Source organism: Azospirillum sp. TSH64 (assembly GCF_003116035.1).
GTDB lineage: Bacteria > Pseudomonadota > Alphaproteobacteria > Azospirillales > Azospirillaceae > Azospirillum.
Window position 1 is genome coordinate 5,180,353 of sequence record NZ_LGQW01000015.1, and the last position, 17,909, is coordinate 5,198,261.

At 67.1% G+C, this 17,909-nt stretch carries 18 protein-coding genes, 2 tRNA genes and 1 pseudogene; 6 read left to right on the plus strand and 15 right to left on the minus strand.

Translation table 11 applies throughout. The features are described 5' to 3' along the window. Positions 1 to 220, plus strand: a pseudogene (locus TSH64_RS24790) (methyl-accepting chemotaxis protein); the annotation flags it as partial. 75 nt (positions 221 to 295) lie between these two features. Here the strand turns inward: TSH64_RS24790 and TSH64_RS24795 are convergent. From TSH64_RS24795 to TSH64_RS24805, 3 genes are all read right to left on the minus strand, one after another. After that, positions 296 to 372: transfer RNA gene (locus TSH64_RS24795), tRNA-Arg, on the minus strand. A 64-nt stretch (positions 373 to 436) separates the two neighbouring features. Beyond that, positions 437 to 733 (minus strand): ETC complex I subunit, encoded by a 297-nt coding sequence (locus tag TSH64_RS24800; RefSeq protein ID WP_109050332.1) that lies wholly within the window; start codon positions 731 to 733, stop codon positions 437 to 439. A gap of 75 nt (positions 734 to 808) precedes the next feature. Then, positions 809 to 886 (minus strand) — tRNA-Pro (locus TSH64_RS24805). 154 nt (positions 887 to 1,040) lie between these two features. Between TSH64_RS24805 and TSH64_RS24810 the strand changes: the two genes are divergently transcribed. After that, positions 1,041 to 1,445 (plus strand): hypothetical protein, encoded by a 405-nt coding sequence (locus tag TSH64_RS24810; RefSeq protein WP_109449116.1) that lies wholly within the window; start codon positions 1,041 to 1,043, stop codon positions 1,443 to 1,445. Here TSH64_RS24810 and TSH64_RS24815 read toward each other — a convergent pair. From TSH64_RS24815 to tpiA, 10 genes are all read right to left on the minus strand, one after another. Beyond that, positions 1,414 to 2,646 carry an ABC transporter permease gene (locus TSH64_RS24815; RefSeq protein WP_109449118.1) on the minus strand — a complete coding sequence of 411 codons (1,233 nt, stop codon included), beginning with the start codon at positions 2,644 to 2,646 and terminating at the stop codon, positions 1,414 to 1,416. The genes TSH64_RS24810 and TSH64_RS24815 overlap by 32 nt on opposite strands. Next, positions 2,643 to 3,356, minus strand: a complete 714-nt coding sequence (locus TSH64_RS24820; RefSeq protein WP_282188122.1) for an ABC transporter ATP-binding protein — start codon at positions 3,354 to 3,356, stop codon at positions 2,643 to 2,645. Before TSH64_RS24820 ends, TSH64_RS24815 begins: the two co-directional genes overlap by 4 nt. A 19-nt stretch (positions 3,357 to 3,375) precedes the next feature. Continuing rightward, on the minus strand, positions 3,376 to 5,010 hold the full coding sequence (locus TSH64_RS24825; RefSeq protein ID WP_109449120.1) for an efflux RND transporter periplasmic adaptor subunit: 1,635 nt from the start codon (positions 5,008 to 5,010) through the stop codon (positions 3,376 to 3,378). Positions 5,011 to 5,108: 98 nt separating this feature from the next. Further along, entirely contained in the window at positions 5,109 to 5,552 is a 444-nt protein-coding gene (locus tag TSH64_RS24830; protein WP_247873133.1) for a DUF192 domain-containing protein, read from the minus strand. A gap of 114 nt (positions 5,553 to 5,666) precedes the next feature. Beyond that, positions 5,667 to 6,494, minus strand: a complete 828-nt coding sequence (gene kdsA, locus TSH64_RS24835; protein WP_109449122.1) for a 3-deoxy-8-phosphooctulonate synthase — start codon at positions 6,492 to 6,494, stop codon at positions 5,667 to 5,669. A 127-nt stretch (positions 6,495 to 6,621) separates the two neighbouring features. Next, the gene (locus tag TSH64_RS24840) at positions 6,622 to 7,317 is read right to left on the minus strand and encodes a dienelactone hydrolase family protein (protein WP_109449124.1); all 696 of its coding nucleotides are present in this window, start codon (positions 7,315 to 7,317) and stop codon (positions 6,622 to 6,624) included. Between the two features lie 73 nt (positions 7,318 to 7,390). Further along, entirely contained in the window at positions 7,391 to 9,220 is a 1,830-nt protein-coding gene (locus tag TSH64_RS24845; protein ID WP_109449126.1) for an autotransporter domain-containing protein, read from the minus strand. 166 nt (positions 9,221 to 9,386) lie between these two features. Continuing rightward, positions 9,387 to 11,018 carry a CTP synthase gene (locus tag TSH64_RS24850; protein ID WP_109449128.1) on the minus strand — a complete coding sequence of 544 codons (1,632 nt, stop codon included), beginning with the start codon at positions 11,016 to 11,018 and terminating at the stop codon, positions 9,387 to 9,389. Positions 11,019 to 11,240: 222 nt separating this feature from the next. Then, entirely contained in the window at positions 11,241 to 11,573 is a 333-nt protein-coding gene (gene secG, locus TSH64_RS24855) for a preprotein translocase subunit SecG (protein WP_109449130.1), read from the minus strand. Positions 11,574 to 11,760: 187 nt separating this feature from the next. After that, positions 11,761 to 12,516, minus strand: coding sequence for a triose-phosphate isomerase (tpiA, locus tag TSH64_RS24860; RefSeq protein ID WP_109449132.1), 756 nt, complete (start codon positions 12,514 to 12,516; stop codon positions 11,761 to 11,763). A gap of 304 nt (positions 12,517 to 12,820) precedes the next feature. Between tpiA and mbfA the strand changes: the two genes are divergently transcribed. Together mbfA and TSH64_RS24870 are read left to right on the plus strand one after the other, a co-directional pair. Then, positions 12,821 to 13,777: an iron exporter MbfA gene (mbfA, locus tag TSH64_RS24865; RefSeq protein WP_109449134.1), complete on the plus strand. Its 957-nt coding sequence runs from the start codon at positions 12,821 to 12,823 to the stop codon at positions 13,775 to 13,777. Positions 13,778 to 13,890: 113 nt separating this feature from the next. Further along, positions 13,891 to 14,403: a MarR family transcriptional regulator gene (locus TSH64_RS24870; RefSeq protein ID WP_042695353.1), complete on the plus strand. Its 513-nt coding sequence runs from the start codon at positions 13,891 to 13,893 to the stop codon at positions 14,401 to 14,403. A gap of 21 nt (positions 14,404 to 14,424) precedes the next feature. Here the strand turns inward: TSH64_RS24870 and TSH64_RS24875 are convergent, their stop codons facing one another. Next, positions 14,425 to 14,715 (minus strand): hypothetical protein, encoded by a 291-nt coding sequence (locus TSH64_RS24875; RefSeq protein ID WP_247873134.1) that lies wholly within the window; start codon positions 14,713 to 14,715, stop codon positions 14,425 to 14,427. A 168-nt stretch (positions 14,716 to 14,883) separates the two neighbouring features. On the opposite strand from TSH64_RS24875, the gene TSH64_RS24880 reads away from it, so the two are divergent. Together TSH64_RS24880 and TSH64_RS24885 are read left to right on the plus strand one after the other, a co-directional pair. Then, positions 14,884 to 15,585 carry a response regulator gene (locus tag TSH64_RS24880; protein ID WP_098739701.1) on the plus strand — a complete coding sequence of 234 codons (702 nt, stop codon included), beginning with the start codon at positions 14,884 to 14,886 and terminating at the stop codon, positions 15,583 to 15,585. Next, entirely contained in the window at positions 15,582 to 16,994 is a 1,413-nt protein-coding gene (locus TSH64_RS24885) for an ATP-binding protein (RefSeq protein ID WP_109449136.1), read from the plus strand. The genes TSH64_RS24880 and TSH64_RS24885 overlap by 4 nt, the downstream gene beginning before the upstream one ends. Before the next feature lie 147 nt (positions 16,995 to 17,141). Here TSH64_RS24885 and TSH64_RS24890 read toward each other — a convergent pair whose 3' ends face one another. Then, a complete protein-coding gene (locus TSH64_RS24890; RefSeq protein WP_109449138.1) occupies positions 17,142 to 17,831 on the minus strand; it encodes a response regulator transcription factor in 690 nt (229 codons plus the stop codon). Positions 17,832 to 17,909: the final 78 nt, after the last annotated feature.

A 17,909-nucleotide genomic window follows, 5' to 3' on the forward strand; every position in this document is an offset into this window, starting at 1 on the left:
AGAGCAGAGTGCCGCCACCAACGAAATCTCCCGCAACGTCCAGCAGGCCGCAGCCGGGACGCAGGAAGTGACTGGAAGCATCGTTCAGGTGACGCAGGCAGCCGGCGAGGCCGGCGACGCCGCCGGTCAGGTGCTGACCGCTGCCGGTGAGTTGTCCCGGCAGGCAGAACTGATGCGCCGGGATGTCGAATCCTTCCTGGGAGACATCAAGGCCGCCTGACCGCCGGCCTCGCAACCCCAAAAAAAAAGCCCCGCTTGAGCGGGGCTTTTCTTGTTCTGCAACAGACTGCCGAGATGGCGACCCCAGCTGGATTCGAACCAGCGACCTGCCGCTTAGAAGGCGGCTGCTCTATCCAACTGAGCTATGGGGCCTTATCCCGGTTTTCCAGCCGCTTGCCAGTGGCGACTCGAACCGACGCCGACTTCGCGCTGTCGATCAGAAGCGCGGACGGTCGGTGCGGAAGTTGTCGGCGTAATTGCGCGGACGGACGCGGCGGACAGCAGCCTCCTGCACGGTATAGCTCCAGCCCTCACGCTCCGCGAACGCAATGGCCTCTTCCTTCGTCTCGAAGGACAAGCGCACCTGGTTCAGCGTATCGCCCGAGCTGGTCCAGCCCATCAGCGGCTCCGGACGGCGCGGCGTCTCGATCTCGTAATCCAGCATCCAACGGTGAGTCTTGGCCCGGCCGGATTGCATGGCCGTCTTGCTCGGCTGATAGATCCGGACGTTCATGGCTCGCTCGTCTCCCCAAATGCCTGCCGTTGCGTCCTGGCACCATGGCTTGGACGCGGATTTGTCCTCTGGCGATGGTCGGGGCGCCCGGATTCGAACCGGGGGCCTCCAGTACCCAAAACTGGCGCGCTGACCAGACTGCGCTACGCCCCGTCGCCGCGTTGTGAGATACACGAACGCCACGCCCACGGCAAGCGGACGGGCACTGCTTTCGCGGTCTTTTCCATCCCGCCTGCCTTGTTGGTCGTTCAGTGCGGCATTCGGTCGCTCAACAGCCTGTCTTCAACACCGTTCCGGATCCGTTTCGTTGCCGTCACTCACCCCCGCACCGCTCGCCATCATCCTGTTCGTGCCGGACCTTGCCGACCGGCCGGACCGCCGCTCCGCCATCGGCCTCGCCCACGAACTGCTGCGAATGGGTGCGGCGGTGGATGTGGTGGCGCCGATGGGCGGCGGACCGCTCCGCGCGGAACTGGACCCCGCCGTCGGGCAGATCGACCTTGCCAAGCGCCATGCCTCCACATCCCCGCTCGCCCTGGCGCGCATGGTGGCGGAGCGGCAACCGGCGCTGCTGGCGGTTCCGCGGGAGGTGGGCTGGGTCGGCCGGCTGGCGTTGTGGCTGGCACGCAGCACGGTGCCGCTGGTCATATTGAAGGGCGAAGTTGAGGCCGACTTGGCGGCTATTCGTGCCGCAACGCCTCGATCGGGTTGAGGCGGGCAGCCCGTCGGGCGGGGTACAGGCCGAAGAACACGCCGACGATGCCGCTGACCACCACCGCCAGGACGACGGAGTCGATCTGGATCAGCGTCGGCCATCCGGCCAGAGTCGCGACGCCCATGGCGGTTCCGATGCCGAGCGCCACGCCGACGGCGGCGCCGATCAGCGACAGGGTGGTCGATTCGATCAGGAACTGCACCAGGATGTCGCGCCGCCGCGCCCCGATGGCAAGCCGCAGCCCGATCTCCCGCGTGCGCTCGGTCACCGACACTAGCATGATGTTCATGATGCCGATACCGCCGACCAGCAGCGAGACCGCCGCCACGGCGGCCAGCAGGAAGGACAGGGCGCGTGACGAGGCATCGCGGGTTGCCGACACCTCCGACAGGTCGCGCATCCAGAAATCGTCGTCCTGACCGGCAACCAGCCGGTGACGCTGGCGCAGCAGGTCTCGGATCTGCGCTTGGGCCTCGGCCATGTCGGTGCCGTCGCGCATCTTCACCACCATGGTGTGGATGAAGCGCGGGTTGCTTTTCGCCATGCCCGGAATGTTGCGCTTGGCGGTGGACAGCGGCACGAAGATGACATCGTCCTGGTCCTGGCCCTGCGTGTTCTGCCCTTTCTCCGCCAGCACGCCGACGACGGTCAGCGGGGTGGAAAAGACCCGCACCGGCTCCCCGATGGGATCGCCGCCGCCGAACAGGGTGCGCACCACCGTCTGGCCCAGCACCACCACCTTGTTGGCCTGCGCCACATCCTCGTCCGACAGGCCGCGCCCCGCCGCGACACTCCAGTCGCGGGCATCCATATAGTCGGGCGTGATGCCGAACAGCACGGTGCCCCAATTCTGGTTGCCGGCGACGATCTGCAATCCCCAGCGCACCGACGGCGCCGTCACCACCACCCCGGGGATATCCGCCAGCACCGCCAGCGCATCGTCCTCCGTCAGGGAAGAGGCGGTGCCGGCTCCCAGCTTGACCCCGCCGCGGGCGATGCTGCCCTGCCCCACCATGATCAGGTTGGTGCCCAGGCTGGCGATCTGGCGCAGCACCTGATCGCGCGCACCGGCCCCCACCGCGACCATGGCGATCACGGCGGCCACGCCGATGACGATGCCCAGCATGGTCAGCGCGCTGCGCAATGGATTGGCCCGCAGAGAATCGAGTGCTACACGCAAGGCATCCCAGGCGGTCATGCCGCGACCTCCGGCGTCTGGTTCAGGTCGTCGATCAGCCGGCCGTCACGGAAATGCAGGACTCGGGACGCGAAGCGCGCCACCTCCGGCTCATGCGTCACCAGCACGATTGTGATGCCGCGCCGGTTCAGACGCTGGAACAGGCCGATGATCTCCAGGCTGGTGGCAGTGTCGAGCGCGCCTGTCGGCTCGTCGGCCAGCAGCAGCAGAGGGTCGTTGACCAGCGCGCGGGCGATGGCGACACGCTGCTGCTGCCCGCCGGAGAGCTGGGTCGGCCGGTGCCTTGCCCGCTCGCGCAGCCCGACCGCCTCGAGGGCGGCGAGCGCCCGCTCGACCCGCTGGGCGTGGCCGACGCCGGCGTAGACCATCGGCAGCATGACGTTGTCGAGCGCCGTCTGGCGCGGCAGCAGGTTGAAGGATTGGAAGACGAAGCCGATGCTGCGGTTCCGCACCGCCGCCAGCGCGTCGGAAGATAGTCCGGCGACCTCTTGGCCCGCCACCTCCTGCCGATCCAGCCGGTAGGTGCCCGAATCCGGACGATCCAGGCAGCCCAGCAGGTTCATGAAGGTGGATTTGCCGGACCCCGACGGCCCCATCACCGCAATGAACTCGCCACGCTGGATGACGACGGAGACATCGTCCAGCGCATGGACGATCTGCGGCCCCATGCGGTAATGGCGGGTCAGGCGCTCGACCGCGATCAGAGGCACGACCTCAGGCTCGTCCGGTTCAGAAGCCAAGGCGCGGTCCCCGGCGGGTGTCGCGGTCGGCGGCGAGGATGCCGGTAATGACCTCCTGCCCCGCCCGCAGATCGCCGGACACCACCTCGGTGAAGCTGCCGTCGCCGATGCCGAGCCGAACCGGCACCCCGACAGGGCTCCCATTGCCGGGGCTGGGCACCCAGACGGTCCGCGTCGCTTCGGCTGCCCTGCCGGGATCGACCAGCGACTCGAAGCGGTCGCGCTGCGCCGGGTCGAGCAGTCCGGCCATCCGCTCGAGCGTCGCGGTGCGGATGGCGTTGGCCTCCACCCTGCGGCGTTCCGGATCGCCGCCGTCCGCATCCAGCGCCGCGAAGCGCTCGCGGGCCTCGGCGACCAGGGCGGCGATGTCGCGCCGCTTGGTCTCGTCCAGCTTCAGCCCGTCCGTCACCCGTTTGGCGGAAGCCTCCAGCGCCGCGGCGCCGCGCCCGCCATTCAGGCCGCCGGTGGTCGGTGCCGGCGCTTCGGCGGAAGACTCGACGCCCGGCGGACGAAAGCGCAGGGCGGCATTCGGCAGTTTCACCGCCGACGGCCGCTCGTCCACGGTGATGCGCAGGTTGGCGGTCATGCCCGGCAGCAGCCGCAGCTCCGGATTCTCCACCGTGATGACGACGATGTAGGTGACGACGGTCTGATCCTCCTTCGGCGCCAGCCGCACCTGCGCCACCCGGCCGGTGAAGCTGTCGCCGGGGAAGGCGTTGACGGTGAAGCGCACCGCCATGCCTTCGCGGACCCGGCCGATGTCCGCCTCGTCGATGTTGGCAAGCACCTCCATCTGCCGCAGATCCTGGGCGATGGTGAACAGGGTGGGCGCCGACAGGCTGGCCGCCACCGTCTGGCCGGTGCTGACCGCCCGGTTCACCACCACGCCGTCGATGGGCGAGCGGATGACCGAGCGGTTCAAATCGACACGGACCAGCTGCAAGGCCGCCTCGCGCTGGGCCACCTGGGCACGGGCGACATCCACCTGGGCGGCGGCAACCGCCAGCGATGCTTCGGCTGATGCCGCCGCCGCTTCCGCCTGCCGCTTCTGCGCGCGGGCGGCGATCAGCTGGGCCTGGGCGCTGTGGGCTGCGGTTTCCGCCTTTTCCAGATCGGCGGCGGCGACCACGCCACGGCCCTGCAGGTCACGCCGCCGACGCAGATCACGCTCCGCATCGCGCTGGGCAAGGTCGGCGCGGACGATCTGCGCATCGGCATTGGCGATGCTGGCCTCCGCATTGGCAAGATCGGCCCGTGCCTTGTCGAGCAGGGCCTGCTGCTGGATCAGCGCGGCCTTGGCGGAATCGACATCGGCACCGGCCTGGGCCAGCCGCGCGGCAAGCTGGTCGCCGTTCAGCCGGGCAAGGATCTGCCCGCTGGTGACCCGGCTGTTGAAATCGGCATAAAGCTCGGCGATCTGGCCGGAAAGTTGGGAGCTGACCTCCACCGTCACCAGGGCGCTCATGGTGCCGGTGGCGGTGATGGCACTGACCAGCGGGCCTTGCTCGACCCGCGCCAGACGATATGAGGGACTGGGCTCGGCCCGCGCCAGCACGACATAGGCGGACAGGCCGGCCGCGGCGCTGAGCGCCAGTCCGAGAAAAATCGCCGCCCGCCTGCCCATTGCGCCCCTCCGCACCGCGCCACCCACGCGATGAATCTGGGGGAGTTTACGCGAAAGTCATGGGCTGCGAGCCCTCTTTCAACGGCGGGGCTTTGGCCTCAAGGCTTGGCGATGTCCGGCGAGACCACCCGGTCGCCGGGACGGATGCCGAGCCGCGAGGCCATGCCGCCGTTCAGCTCCAGGATCGCCTTGACCGGACCGTCGGAGTTGACGGAGTCCAACGATTCCGGCACCGCCCGCTCATGGATGTTCACGATGCGGCCGTCGGCGGCGATGAACAGCATGTCGAGCGGGATCAGGGTGTTCTTCATCCAGAAGCTGGCGGGCTGCACCCGGTCGTAGATGAACAGCATGCCGGCATCGGCGGCCATCGACTGGCGGAACATCAGCCCCTGCGCCTGCTGGCCCGGTGTCAGCGCCAGCTCGATATCGAAGCGGAACTTGCCGCCGCCGGCCGTCTCGACGGTCAGCTTGGATTTCTGGAAGCTCTCCAATGCCAGGGCCGGAAAAGCGACCACCAGCAGCAGGAGTGCGGCAATCACACCCCGAAAACTCCGACCGACCATCATGCATGTCCCCGAAGGCTGACCCGACCCGTGGATGCGGGAGAGGCGCCAGTGAAGCACGGCGCTCCGCCCCAGCCAAATTAAGCCTGTTTAGGACTTCGCCAGACGGTCGAAGGCCTGGAGCTTCGCCAGCAGGGCCGGCATATCCTTAAGCGGGACCATGTTGGGGCCGTCGCTGGGGGCGCAGTCGGGGTTCTCGTGCGTCTCCATGAAGACGGCGGCGACGCCGACGGCGATGGCGGCACGGGCCAGGACCGGCACGAATTCCCGCTGGCCGCCCGAAGTAGTGCCCTGCCCGCCCGGCTGCTGGACGGAATGGGTGGCGTCGAACACCACCGGGAAGCCGGTCTCCGCCATGATCGGCAGCGACCGCATGTCCGACACCAGCGTGTTGTAGCCGAAGCTGGCGCCGCGCTCGCACAGCAGCACGCGCTCGTTGCCCGACGCGACCAACTTGGCGGCGACGTTCTTCATGTCCCACGGCGCCAGGAACTGGCCCTTCTTGACGTTCACCGCACGGCCGGTCTCCGCCGCGGCGATCAGCAGGTCGGTCTGGCGGCAGAGGAAGGCCGGGATCTGCAGCACGTCCACCGCCTCGGCGACCGGGGCGCACTGGGTCGATTCATGCACGTCGGTGATGACCGGGCAGCCGAACCGCTCGCGGATTTCCGCGAAGATCGGCAGGGCCTTGTCCATGCCCAGACCGCGCGCGGTGGTGATGGAGGTGCGGTTGGCCTTGTCAAAGCTCGACTTGTAGATCAGCCCCATGCCCAGCGCGCGGGTCATCTCCACCAGCGCGGACGCGGTCTCCATCGCATGGTCGCGGCTTTCCATCTGGCAGGGGCCGGCGATCAGGACGAAGGGACGGTCGTTGGCAATGGTCAGGTCGCCGACCTGAACGGCGCGCGGCGTGGTCATCGGAGTGCTCCAAAACAAATCGAGGCGAGAGGGCGCCGCCCTCCCGCGCTCACCCGACAGGGGTTCGGGCAAGGGTCGGAAGACCCTTGCATCCCACTATTCAGGAAATCGGTCAACGGCGCTGGCGTCAGGCCAGATGCGTCCGGAAGAACTCCACCGTCAGCCGGTTCGCCTCGTCGGCCGCATCCCGGTCGTAATGCTCGCCACCCGGCCGGGCAAAGGCATGGTCCATGCCCGGATAGACCTTGGCGGTCACCCACGTGTTGTCCTTCACCCCGGCGACCACCGCGTCGCGCTTCTCGGGGCTGGAGAACTTGTCGTTCTCGGCGATGTGCAGCAGCAGCGGCTTGGCGATCTTGTCGGCCTCACCCAGCAGCCCCTCCAGCCCGACGCCGTAATAGCCGACATTGGCATCGGCGTCCGACCGCGTCGCCATCATGAAGGCAAGCCGGCCGCCCAGGCAGTAGCCGACGCTGCCGGCCTTGCCGGTGCAGCCATCCTGCCCGCGCACCCAGGCCAGCGCTGCTTTGAGGTCGTCCACCGCCTTGTCCTGATCCATGCCGTTCAGCAGGGCGAAGGCCTGGTTCCACTCCTCTTGCGTCTTGTCGGTCAGTTGCACGCCCGGCTTCTGGCGCCAGAACAGGTCCGGGCACACCGCCAGGAAGCCCTGCGAGGCGTACCAGTCGCACATCTCGCGCATCACCGCGTTGACGCCGAAGATTTCCTGAATCACGACAAGCCCGCCGGCGGGGGCCACCGTGGGCTTGGCGACATAGGCTGAGAAACGGCCACCATCGGCGGCATCGATCATCACGTCTGACATGGCACTGCTATCCTCCCGTTGGCAAATCCGCCCCTGATATGGAGCGGACTTGTCCCCGGTCACCTGTCTTTCGTCAGAAACCGACGCTGACGCCGACGAAGCCGCCGTAATCGCGGCGGTTCTCCTCGCCCAGCCTGGCATTCAGGCCCAGCGTGCCGGTCACCGACTCCGCCAGCTTGAAGGAGGCGCCCGCCGTCAGGTCGACATAGCTGCGGTCCGGCTTCGCCACCGCCACATCATAGGCCAGCGTGGAAATGCTGCGGCTTTCCACCGTGATGGAGCGCTGGTCGTCCTTGAACTCCCGGTTCAGCGTCACCTTGGCATAGGGCAGGACGCTGCCGAAATCGTAGGCCGCCTGATAGCCGATGCTGCCGACCAGCGAATTGCGGGTCTGCGAGCGGTAGGTGAAGCCGAACAGGCTGTTGTCCTCACTGAATCCCTCGACCTCGACATGCTGGTATCGCAGGCCCAGCACCGGACCATGGGTCAGCCCGCCGGTCATGAACTCGTAGCCGCCCTCGGCACCGATGGACGCGTTGATCCCCTCGGTGTTGCCGCTGGTGGAATGGTCGGTGCCGTTGATGCTGACGCCGCGGCGCAGGTCGTAGTCGGCGAAGCCGATGGAGCCGACGCCGTTCACGAAGGCACCGCCCATGCGGTAGACGCCGTAGCCGCTCAGCACATACTCCCGCTGCTTGTAATCGCCGCCGGTGGAGAAGCTGCCGCGGTAATGCGACGCCGTGCCGGCCACGCCGAGCAGAAGATTCTCGGTGAAGCGCTTGTCGATGCCGACGCTGACCGACAGCGGCGTGCCGCGCACCTCCGCCTGACCGCCGGCCCCAGGGTCGCCAGTGCGGTCGCTGGTCAGCCGCCCGACTCCTCCGCTGATCCAGGCGCCGCTGGTGCCGGGCTTGCGGCTCCACAGGCTGGTCGCTGCCTGGGCCAGAATGGTGGAGGTCAGGCGGTCACGGGTATGGATCGGCGATTCGGCGAGCTGCGCGACATTGCCGGGAGCGGTCAGCGCGTTCAGCACGAAGTCCGATACCGCGCGATGCCCGGCGGTGGTCGGATGGACGCCATCGGCGAACAGATAGGTCTGCGCCGCGTTGGGCGCCACCAGAGTTCCGGAGGTACAGAGCAGCGAACTGCTGGTGGTGCAGGCGGTGCCGGTCACATTGGTGAAGCCGTAGGCCGCCGGATCGGCCACCGCCGCCCGCAGCAGGGAATAGGTGTCGATGGGAATGACCGATACGCCGGCATTCGCCAGCCCCAGCGTGACCAGCTGGTTATAGCCACTGACAAGTTGCGTGATCTGTGCCGCCGCGGCTGAGCCCTGCGCCCGCCCGAACGGCGTCGATCCAATGTCCGGCACCGTCGGTACCAAGATCGTGCGCGCCCCGGCGGCGCGCAGACGCGCCACCTGCGTCACCAGATCGCCGGCGGCCTGCGTCACCGTCGCCTGTGCGGTGGCGGGGTTGGTGAGTGCCGTGAAGATGTCGTTCGCTCCACCCCAGACGGTGTAGAGCGCATTCGGATCGGCCCGGCCGCCGCTGGAGGCCAGATAGCCGGAGATCTGTGTCGCCACGCTGGGGGCGAGCGCCGTCGGGCCGGTCGCTGGAAAGCCGACCGAGGTATTCACCCGCGCGCCGCCGACCGCATAGTCGGTGCCGCCCCGCGCCGCCGTGGTGGCTGAGGTCCCGAGCGTCCCGGCGACGGTCTCCGCCCACACCGGCCCCGGGTTGGTGGTGAACTTGCCGCCGACGGGCAGGAGCGACTGGAACACGCCGCTGTCGGTCAGGCTGTCGCCGAAGAAGATGGTGGAGGAGTAATCCGCCGCAACGGCCGGAACCGCGGCGACCGCGGTCAGACAGGTGGCGAGCGCGGCGATCCTGACGCGGTTCATAGCCCTTCCCCGATCATATTGTTTGATTGTCCGATTTTCAGACGATCGTCGCACAAGGGTACCGAACGCGCAAGAAACATGACGTATAGGGAAGGTTGCCGGCAGCAAAAAGCCCCGCCTGTGAGGACGGGGCTTTCCGTAACTGAGGACGGTCGATCTGAAACGGTCAGACCAGCCGGCTCTGATCGATGGCCGCCTTGATGAAGGCGGTGAACAGCGGGTGCGGCTCGAACGGCTTGGACTTCAGTTCCGGGTGGAACTGCACGCCGATGAACCAGGGATGGTCGGGGATCTCGACGATCTCCGGCAGTTCCCCGTCCGGCGACAGGCCGCTGAACCGCATGCCGCAGCGCTCCAGACGCTCCTTGTAGTACACGTTCACCTCATAGCGGTGACGGTGCCGTTCGGAGATATCGGTGGTGCCGTAGACCTCGGCGACCTTGCTGCCGTCCAGCAGCTTGGCCGGATAGGCGCCCAGACGCATGGTGCCGCCCAGATCGCCGACTTCGGCACGGCGTTCCAGCGTGTTGCCGCGCATCCACTCCGTCATCAGGCCGACGACCGGATTGCCCGGCTTGCCCAACTCGGTGGAGCCGGCATCCTCGATCTTCGCCATGTTGCGGGCGGCTTCGATCACCGCCATCTGCATGCCGAAGCAAATGCCGAAATAGGGCACCTTGCGCTCACGCGCAAACTGGGCAGCCCGGATCTTGCCTTCCGTGCCACGGGAGCCGAAACCGCCCGGCACCAGGATGCCGTGGACGTTTTCCAGCCGCTTCACCGCCGCGTCGTCATCCTCGAAGATCTCCGAATCGATCCAGTCAAGGTTGACCTTGACGTTGTTGGCGATGCCACCATGGGTCAGCGCCTCGGCCAGCGACTTGTAGCTGTCGAGCAGGCTGATGTACTTGCCGACCACCGCGATGGTGACCTCGCCCTGCGGCTTGCGCACCCGGTCCATGATGCGGGTCCAGCGCGACAGGTCCGGCTCCTTGTCGGTCGGCAGGCCGAAATAGCTCAGGACCTGGGTGTCGAAGCCTTCCTCGTGGTAGCTGATCGGCACCTGGTAGATCGAGTCGACGTCGAGCGCCGCGATCACCCGCTCCGGACGGATGTTGCAGAACAGCGCGATCTTCTTGCGCTCGTTCTCCGGAATTGGACGGTCGGCACGGCATAGCAGGATGTTGGCCTGGATGCCGACGCTCAGCAGTTCTTTGACCGAATGCTGGGTCGGCTTGGTCTTCAGCTCGCCGGCGGTCGGGATGTAGGGCAGCAGCGTCAGGTGGATGTAGAGCACATTCTCCTGGCCGACCTCGTTGCCGAACTGGCGGATCGCCTCCAGGAAGGGCAGCGATTCGATATCGCCCACCGTGCCGCCGATCTCGATGAGGACGAAGTCCTCGTCGGTGGCGTCGGCGCGGATGAACTCCTTGATCTCGTCGGTGATGTGCGGAATGACCTGGACGGTGCCGCCCAGGTAATCGCCGCGACGTTCCTTCGCGATCACGGTGGAGTAGATGCGGCCAGTGGTGATGTTGTCGCCCTTGCGGGCAGACACGCCGGTGAAGCGCTCGTAATGGCCGAGGTCAAGGTCCGTCTCGGCCCCGTCGTCGGTCACGAAGACCTCGCCGTGCTGATACGGGCTCATCGTGCCGGGATCGACGTTCAGGTACGGGTCCAGCTTGCGCAGCCGCACCTTGTAGCCGCGGGTCTGGAGAAGCGCCCCAAGCGCCGCCGATGCCAGACCTTTGCCCAGCGAAGAAACGACGCCACCGGTGATGAAGATGTAGCGAGTCATGTCCGTCCGAAGAGCTTGAGAGCTGTTCCATGTCCCCTGAGGGGACGGATTTGCCATGTCCCCTTAGGGGGCGGAGTTTTCACGCCCCCCGATGGAGGCGAATGTTCCAGTCCCCGGAGAGCCGCAGCGGCGCCAGCCGCAATCAGCCCTCAAAAGAAAGAGGCGGCTTCGGGGAGGCCGCCTCGCTGTCCGCTTCGCACCCGTGCGCTGGGAACTGTCCCGTTACTGGGACACCGGCGGCGCAGGTTGGGCCGGAGCGGCCGGCTGGGCCGGGGCCGTCGAAGCCGCCGGGCTCGCCGGCAGCGTGTCGATGATCGACGCCGGGCGCGAATGACCGCCGGCCAGGATCGCCAGCACGATGCTGGTGGCGAAGAAGCAGCCCGCCAGAATGCCGGTGGTCCGCGTCAGCAGGTTGGCCGTGCCGCGGGTGCTCATCATGCCGCCCATCGTGCCGCCGCCGATGCCGAGCCCGCCGCCTTCCGACCGCTGGATCAGGATCACACCGACCAGCCCGACGGCGATCAGCAGGTGAATGACCAGAATCACCGATTCCATGCGATGCTCACCCCACACCATCCCAAAAATCGAATAGCGCGCCACAGGCCGTCTTAAGGGCCCGTGGCGCGCGCCCATTGTTTGTACCGCGCCATCGCGCGATATGCCAGCGCCAAAATACCTGAGCCTTATCCGTTGGCGGCATGGCTGACACCGATGGGCGCCATGCCGACTGGAAAGGCCGGCATCAGCGGCAGGCGGTGCCGATGGCCCAGAAATCGTCGGCCTTCAGCGATGCACCGCCGACCAAGGCGCCGTCGACATTCTCCACCGCCATCAGCTCCGCCGCGTTGCCCGGCTTGACCGAGCCGCCATAGAGGATGCGGACCTTGGCGGACTCCGCGATCTTGCCGTCCAGTTCTGCGCGGATATGGGCGTGCATCGCCTTCACGTCGTCCGGGGTCGCGGTCTTGCCGGTGCCGATGGCCCAGACCGGCTCATAGGCGATGACAGTGTTGTCGGCCGTCGCATCGGCGGGGATGGAGCCGGCCAGTTGCCCCGACACCACGGCGTTGGCTTGGCCGGCATCGCGCTGCGCCTCGGTCTCGCCGACGCAGATGATGGTGACGAGTCCCTCCTTGTGGGCGGCCACCGCCTTGGCGTTCACCACGGCGTCGCTCTCGCCATGGTCGGCGCGGCGCTCCGAATGGCCGAGGATGACGAAGCGGCAGCCGGCGTCCTTCAGCATGGTCGGCGCGACGTCGCCGGTGTGGGCGCCGGACGTCTTCGGCGCGCAATCCTGACCGCCCAGCGCCAGCGGGCTGTCGGCGATCGCCTCGCCCACCGGGAACAGCAGTGGAAAGGGCGGGCAGACCAGCATGTCGAAAGCGACCGGCCCGGCGCCCTTCAGCCGCCCGGCGAGGTCGGAGGCGAGGTCCAGCCCGTCGGCCTTCAACCCGTTCATCTTCCAGTTTCCGGCGATCAGCTTCCGGTTGGCGGTCATGGTCGTTTCCTTCTTGTCTCGGCTTTATATGGGAACTTGTGGAACGTTCTTGGCCTCTCGTGGTCAAAGCCCATAGCAAGCCCGCCGCGGAATTTCCACTCACCCGACCGGCACATCTCCCCCCGAAAGCCATAAGAGACATCTTGTAGCAGTCCCCGGCGGAGGCCGGCCAGACGCCCTCCGGCAAGGCCGGATCACATCCTCGGCGGAGCCGCACCATACGAAGTGCCATGTTGCGGATGCCCCTTTCCGGAATAGCATCATTTGCAGCGCACCAACTCCCCGCGGCGAAGGCCTGACCACGATGAAGAACTTCTCGGACCTGACGGAAAAGGAACTGCTGGCACTCGCCATCGCGCTGGAGGAGGAGGACAGCCGCATCTACGACGAGTTCGCCCACGGTCTTGCCGACAAATACCCGGACACGGCGAAGCTGTTCCGCGCGATGGCGTCGGAGGAAAGCGGGCACCGTCATCGGCTGCTTGAACTGTTCCAGGCACGATTCGGTGACCACATCCCGCTGATCCGCCGCCAGGACGTGAAGGGCTTCGTCGAGCGCAAGCCGGTCTGGCTGACCCGCCCGCTGGGACTCGACACCGTGCGGCGGCAGGCCGAACTGATGGAGGCGGAAACCAAGCGCTTCTACACCCGCGCCGCCGAACGGTCGCAGGACACCGCAATCCGCCAGCTTCTGGGCGACCTGGCGGAAGAGGAACGGCGGCACGAGGCCAAGGCCGAGCGGCTGGAGGCGAAATACGTCTCGCCCCAGGTGCGGGAGCAGGAGCACGAATCGGAACGGCGTCTGTTCCTCCTGCAGATCGTGCAACCGGGTCTCGCCGGGCTGATGGACGGGTCGGTGTCCACGCTGGCCCCGCTGTTCGCCGCCGCCTTCGCCACCCAAAGCAGCCACGAGACCTTTCTGGTCGGCCTCGCCGCCTCCATCGGCGCCGGGATCTCAATGGGGTTCGCCGAGGCACTGTCCGACAACGGGTCGCTGACCGGGCGCGGCAGCCCCTGGCTGCGCGGGCTGGTCTGCGGCGCCATGACCACGCTTGGCGGGCTCGGCCACGCCCTGCCCTATCTGATCCCGCATTTCTGGACGGCGACCGCCGTCGCCATCGCCGTGGTGGCGGTGGAACTGGCCGTCATCGCCTGGATCCGCAACCGTTACATGGACACGCCGCTGTTGTCCGCCGCCTTCCAGGTGGTGGTCGGCGGGCTGCTCGTCTTCGGCACCGGCATCCTGATCGGCAGCGCCTGAGCGCGGGAGGAAAAGCCGTTTTCGGGAACGAGCTTGTTCTTGTAACCGGACGCACGATTGTTTATGTCTGAGTTGCTGTCCTAATTAGAACAAATCGAACCGACCGCGTCGCCATGGCTGACCTTAAAGCGGGTGTGAACCAGCTCTTTCTCCGTGAGGAGGAACTCCGAACCGGGATGGAGCTGCTTTTCTACGCCTATCGCGAATTCACCGCCGAGCCGGACGAAATTCTGGCAGAGATCGGCTTCGGCCGCGCGCATCACCGCGTGATCTACTTCGTCGGCCGTTATCCGAGGATCACGGTGTCGGAACTGCTGGCGATCCTGAAAATCACCAAGCAGAGCCTGTCGCGCGTGCTGGGCGAGCTGGTCCGCCAGGGCTTCATCGACCAGCAGACCGGTGCCCGCGACCGAAGGCAGCGGCTGCTGGAGTTGACTGAAAAGGGCGTGGAGCTGGAGCGCCAGCTGTCCGAGACCCAGCGTCAGCGCATCGCCCGCGCCTATCGCATGGCGGGGGCCGAGGCAGTGGAGGGGTTCCGCAAGGTGATGATGGGCATGCTGGACGAGGAGGACCGGGCGAAATTCGCGCCGCCCGTTCCCCCTGCCCGTCTTGCCGTCAAACGCTGATCCGGAAAACGTCGAAGCGGATCAGCCGGCTTTCGATTCGATGGTCTCCACCGGAGCTGCGGTTTGGGCCTCCGCCGGGGTTGCCTCGGTCGGCTTGGCTTCGGTTGCGCCGTCGGCCGGCTTTTCAGCGGCCGTCTTCGCCTCGTTGGGATTGCGGCGGCGGAAACCACCCTTGCGGTAAACCACGTTTTCGGAAGCGCCCGGTGGGCATTGAACGATATTCCCGCCCTTTGCCAGGAAGGCACGGGTCATGTCGGCGAGGTCTTGGGCGTCCAGGTCCCGGGGGTCGTTGGACCTGTTGTGGTCGGCCATCGTGATCGCTCCTCGTGTCTCTCGGCCCTCAGCGGAGGGCACATGGAGATTAACACGGATCAAGGCCAAAACGGCCAAGCGCTTACACGACTGCCCGCCATGCATACCCAAGATATGTTCCGCAGGCGCCTCTATGTCGATTGCGGGGAGCCGCGTTATAGTCCGGCCATGACCGAAGATCAGCCCCACATCCTGGTCGTCGACGACGACACCCGCCTGCGCGAACTCTTGCGCAAATACCTCGCCGGCAACGGCTTTCTGGTCAGCACCGCCCGCGATGCCGCCGACGCGCGGGCACAGCTGGGCGGGCTGGCCTTCGACCTGCTGGTGCTCGACATCATGATGCCGGGCGAATCGGGGCTGTCGCTGACCGAATCGCTCCGGCGCGAGCGGGACCTGCCGATCCTGCTGCTGACCGCGCGGGACGAGCCGGACGACCGCATCGCCGGACTGGAGGCCGGAGCCGACGACTATCTCGCCAAGCCCTTCAACCCGCGCGAGCTGCTGCTGCGCATCAACTCCATCCTGCGCCGGCAGGCGGCACGCCCGCCGGAACCGACGGCGCCGCCGGCTGCTCCGGTCCGGCTCGGTCCCCTCACCTACCTGCCCGACCGGGACGAGTTGCGCCAGGGCGACGAGGTGATCCGCCTGACCACGGCGGAGGCCAGCCTGCTGCGCATCCTCGCCACCTCGCCCGGCATCACCTTCACGCGCGACGAACTGACCGAACGCAGCAAGGTCGCCGGCAATGCCCGCACCGTCGACGTCCAGGTCACGCGTTTGCGCCGCAAGATCGAGGCCGACCCGCGCGAGCCGCGTTACCTCCACACCGTCCGCGGCGAGGGGTATGTGCTGAGGCCCGATCCGTGACCGCGAGCGGACAGGCCGGAGCCGACAATGCTGCGGCCAGGCGGGCGGCGGCCCGCCGGGCCGAGCGGCGGCGGCGTACACCGTTTCTGAAGAGGTTCCTGCCGCGCACCCTGTTCGGCCGGTCCCTGCTGATCATCGTCACGCCGGTGATATTGGCCCAGGCGGTGGCGACCTGGATCTTCTATGACCGCCATTGGGACACGGTGACGAACCGGCTTGCCTATGCGGTCGCCGGCGACATCGCCACCGTCATCGCCGTGCTGGAACACGACCCGACGCCGGAGGGTCGCGACTGGACGCTGGCCACCGCCGCCCGCACCACCGACCTGATCGTCACCCTGGAGCCTAGCCAGATCCTGCCGGAGCAGCGCCGCCAGCAGAGCGGCCTGCTCGGCGGCCTGCTGGAACGTACGCTGGGCAAGGCGCTGGAGGACCGGGTCGGCCGTCCCTTCACCATCAACACCCGCGTCGCCCATGAATGGTACGAGATCCGGGTGCAGATGGCCGACGGCGTGCTGTCGGTGATGTCGCCGGAGCGCCGGCTGTTCACGCCCACCAGCTACATCTTCATCCTGTGGATGGTCGGATCGGCCATCGTGCTGTTCGCCGTTGCCATCCTGTTCATGCGCAACCAGATCAGGCCGATCAAGCGGCTGGCAATCGCCGCCGATGCGCTGGGCAAGGGCCGCGACGTCTCGAACTTCAAGATGGAAGGGGCGACGGAGGTACGGCAGGCTGCATCCGCCTTCCTGCTGATGCGCGAGCGCATCCAGCGGCAGATCAACCAGCGCACCGAGATGCTGGCCGGCGTCAGCCATGACCTGCGCACGCCGCTGACCCGGATGAAGCTGGCGCTCGACATGATCGAGGATCCCGACCTCGACCCCGAGGTGGAGGAGTTGAAGGCCGACGTCGCCGAGATGGAGGAGATGATCGAGGGCTACCTCGCCTTCGCCCGCGGCGAGGGGACCGAAGCGGTGCAGCCGACCGACCTGACCCGCCTGCTGAACGAGGTCGCCGCCGGTGCCCGGCGCGAGGGAACCGAGGTGACGCTGACCGCACCGGAGGGACTGTCCCTTCCGCTGCGGCCCAATGCGGTCCGCCGCTGCATCGCCAACCTGCTGGTGAATGCCGGCCGCCATGCCGGCAGCGCCTGGGTCAAGGCGGACCGGAAGGATGGCGTGATCGAAATCACCGTGGACGACGACGGCCCCGGCATTCCCGCCTATCTGCGCGACGACGTGTTCAAGCCCTTCTTCCGCGTCGACAGCAGCCGCAATCTCGATACCGGCGGCTCTGGCCTGGGACTGACCATCGCACGCGACGTGGCGCGCAGCCACGGCGGCGACATCACGCTGGACGACAGCCCTTACGGTGGACTGCGCGCGGTCATCCGGCTGCCGATCTGATCCGATGAGGCGATGCCATGAAAAAGCCCGCCTTCATTCAGGCGGGCAATTCATGTCATGCAATGACTGCCTCGTCCCCCACCCTCCCTACGTGCAGTAATGCGCAGGCAGGAAAGGTGGGAACGGGGGCAATGGACGAGCGCGTGGTTACTGGTTCGCCGCCGCCGCGACGACATTGGCGCCGGCAAGCTCGCCGCCGATGCCGTTGTTCAGCGCCCAGATGGCGGCCTGGGTGCGGTTGGAGGCGTTGATCTTGCGCAGCAGGCTCTTCAGGTGAACCTTCACGGTGGCTTCCGTGATGTTCAGATGGTTGGCGATCATCTTGTTGCTGTTGCCATTCAGCAGGCAGCGCAGGATCTGCACCTCGCGCTGCGACAGGCCCTTGCGGCGGGTCGGCAGCTCGGCGCCCATGTCCTCGGTGCGGCCGCTGACCAGCAGCTCGGCGAGGTGGGTCGGGAACACCTTCTCGCCCATCATCACCAGCTTCAGCGACTGCATCAGCGCCTCGCAGGCGATGTCCTTCAGCAGGTAGCCGCCGGCGCCGGCGCCGAGCGCGGCCGACAGGCGGCGGGTTTCCAGGTCGTTGGTCAGGATCACGATCCGGATCGACGGGTGAGCTTCGCGCAGGCTGCGCATCGCCTCGACTTCCTCGTCGGCGCCGCTCGGCAGGTCGACGAGGATCAGGTCCGGGTTCCGGCCGGTCCCGAGCGTCGACAGACCCTCGCGCAGGCTGCCGGCCTCGCCGACGACGTTGAAGGGGGTGCCTTCGAACAGACGCTTCATGCCCTCACGGAAAAGCTTGTTGGCATCGATGAGGAAAACGTTGATGGCATCCATGGTCTCAGCCCGCCTTTTGTTCCGTTCCGATCAAAGTGGCGCCGGGTGGCGCTTCGGAGGCATCCCCGACCTTCCGCT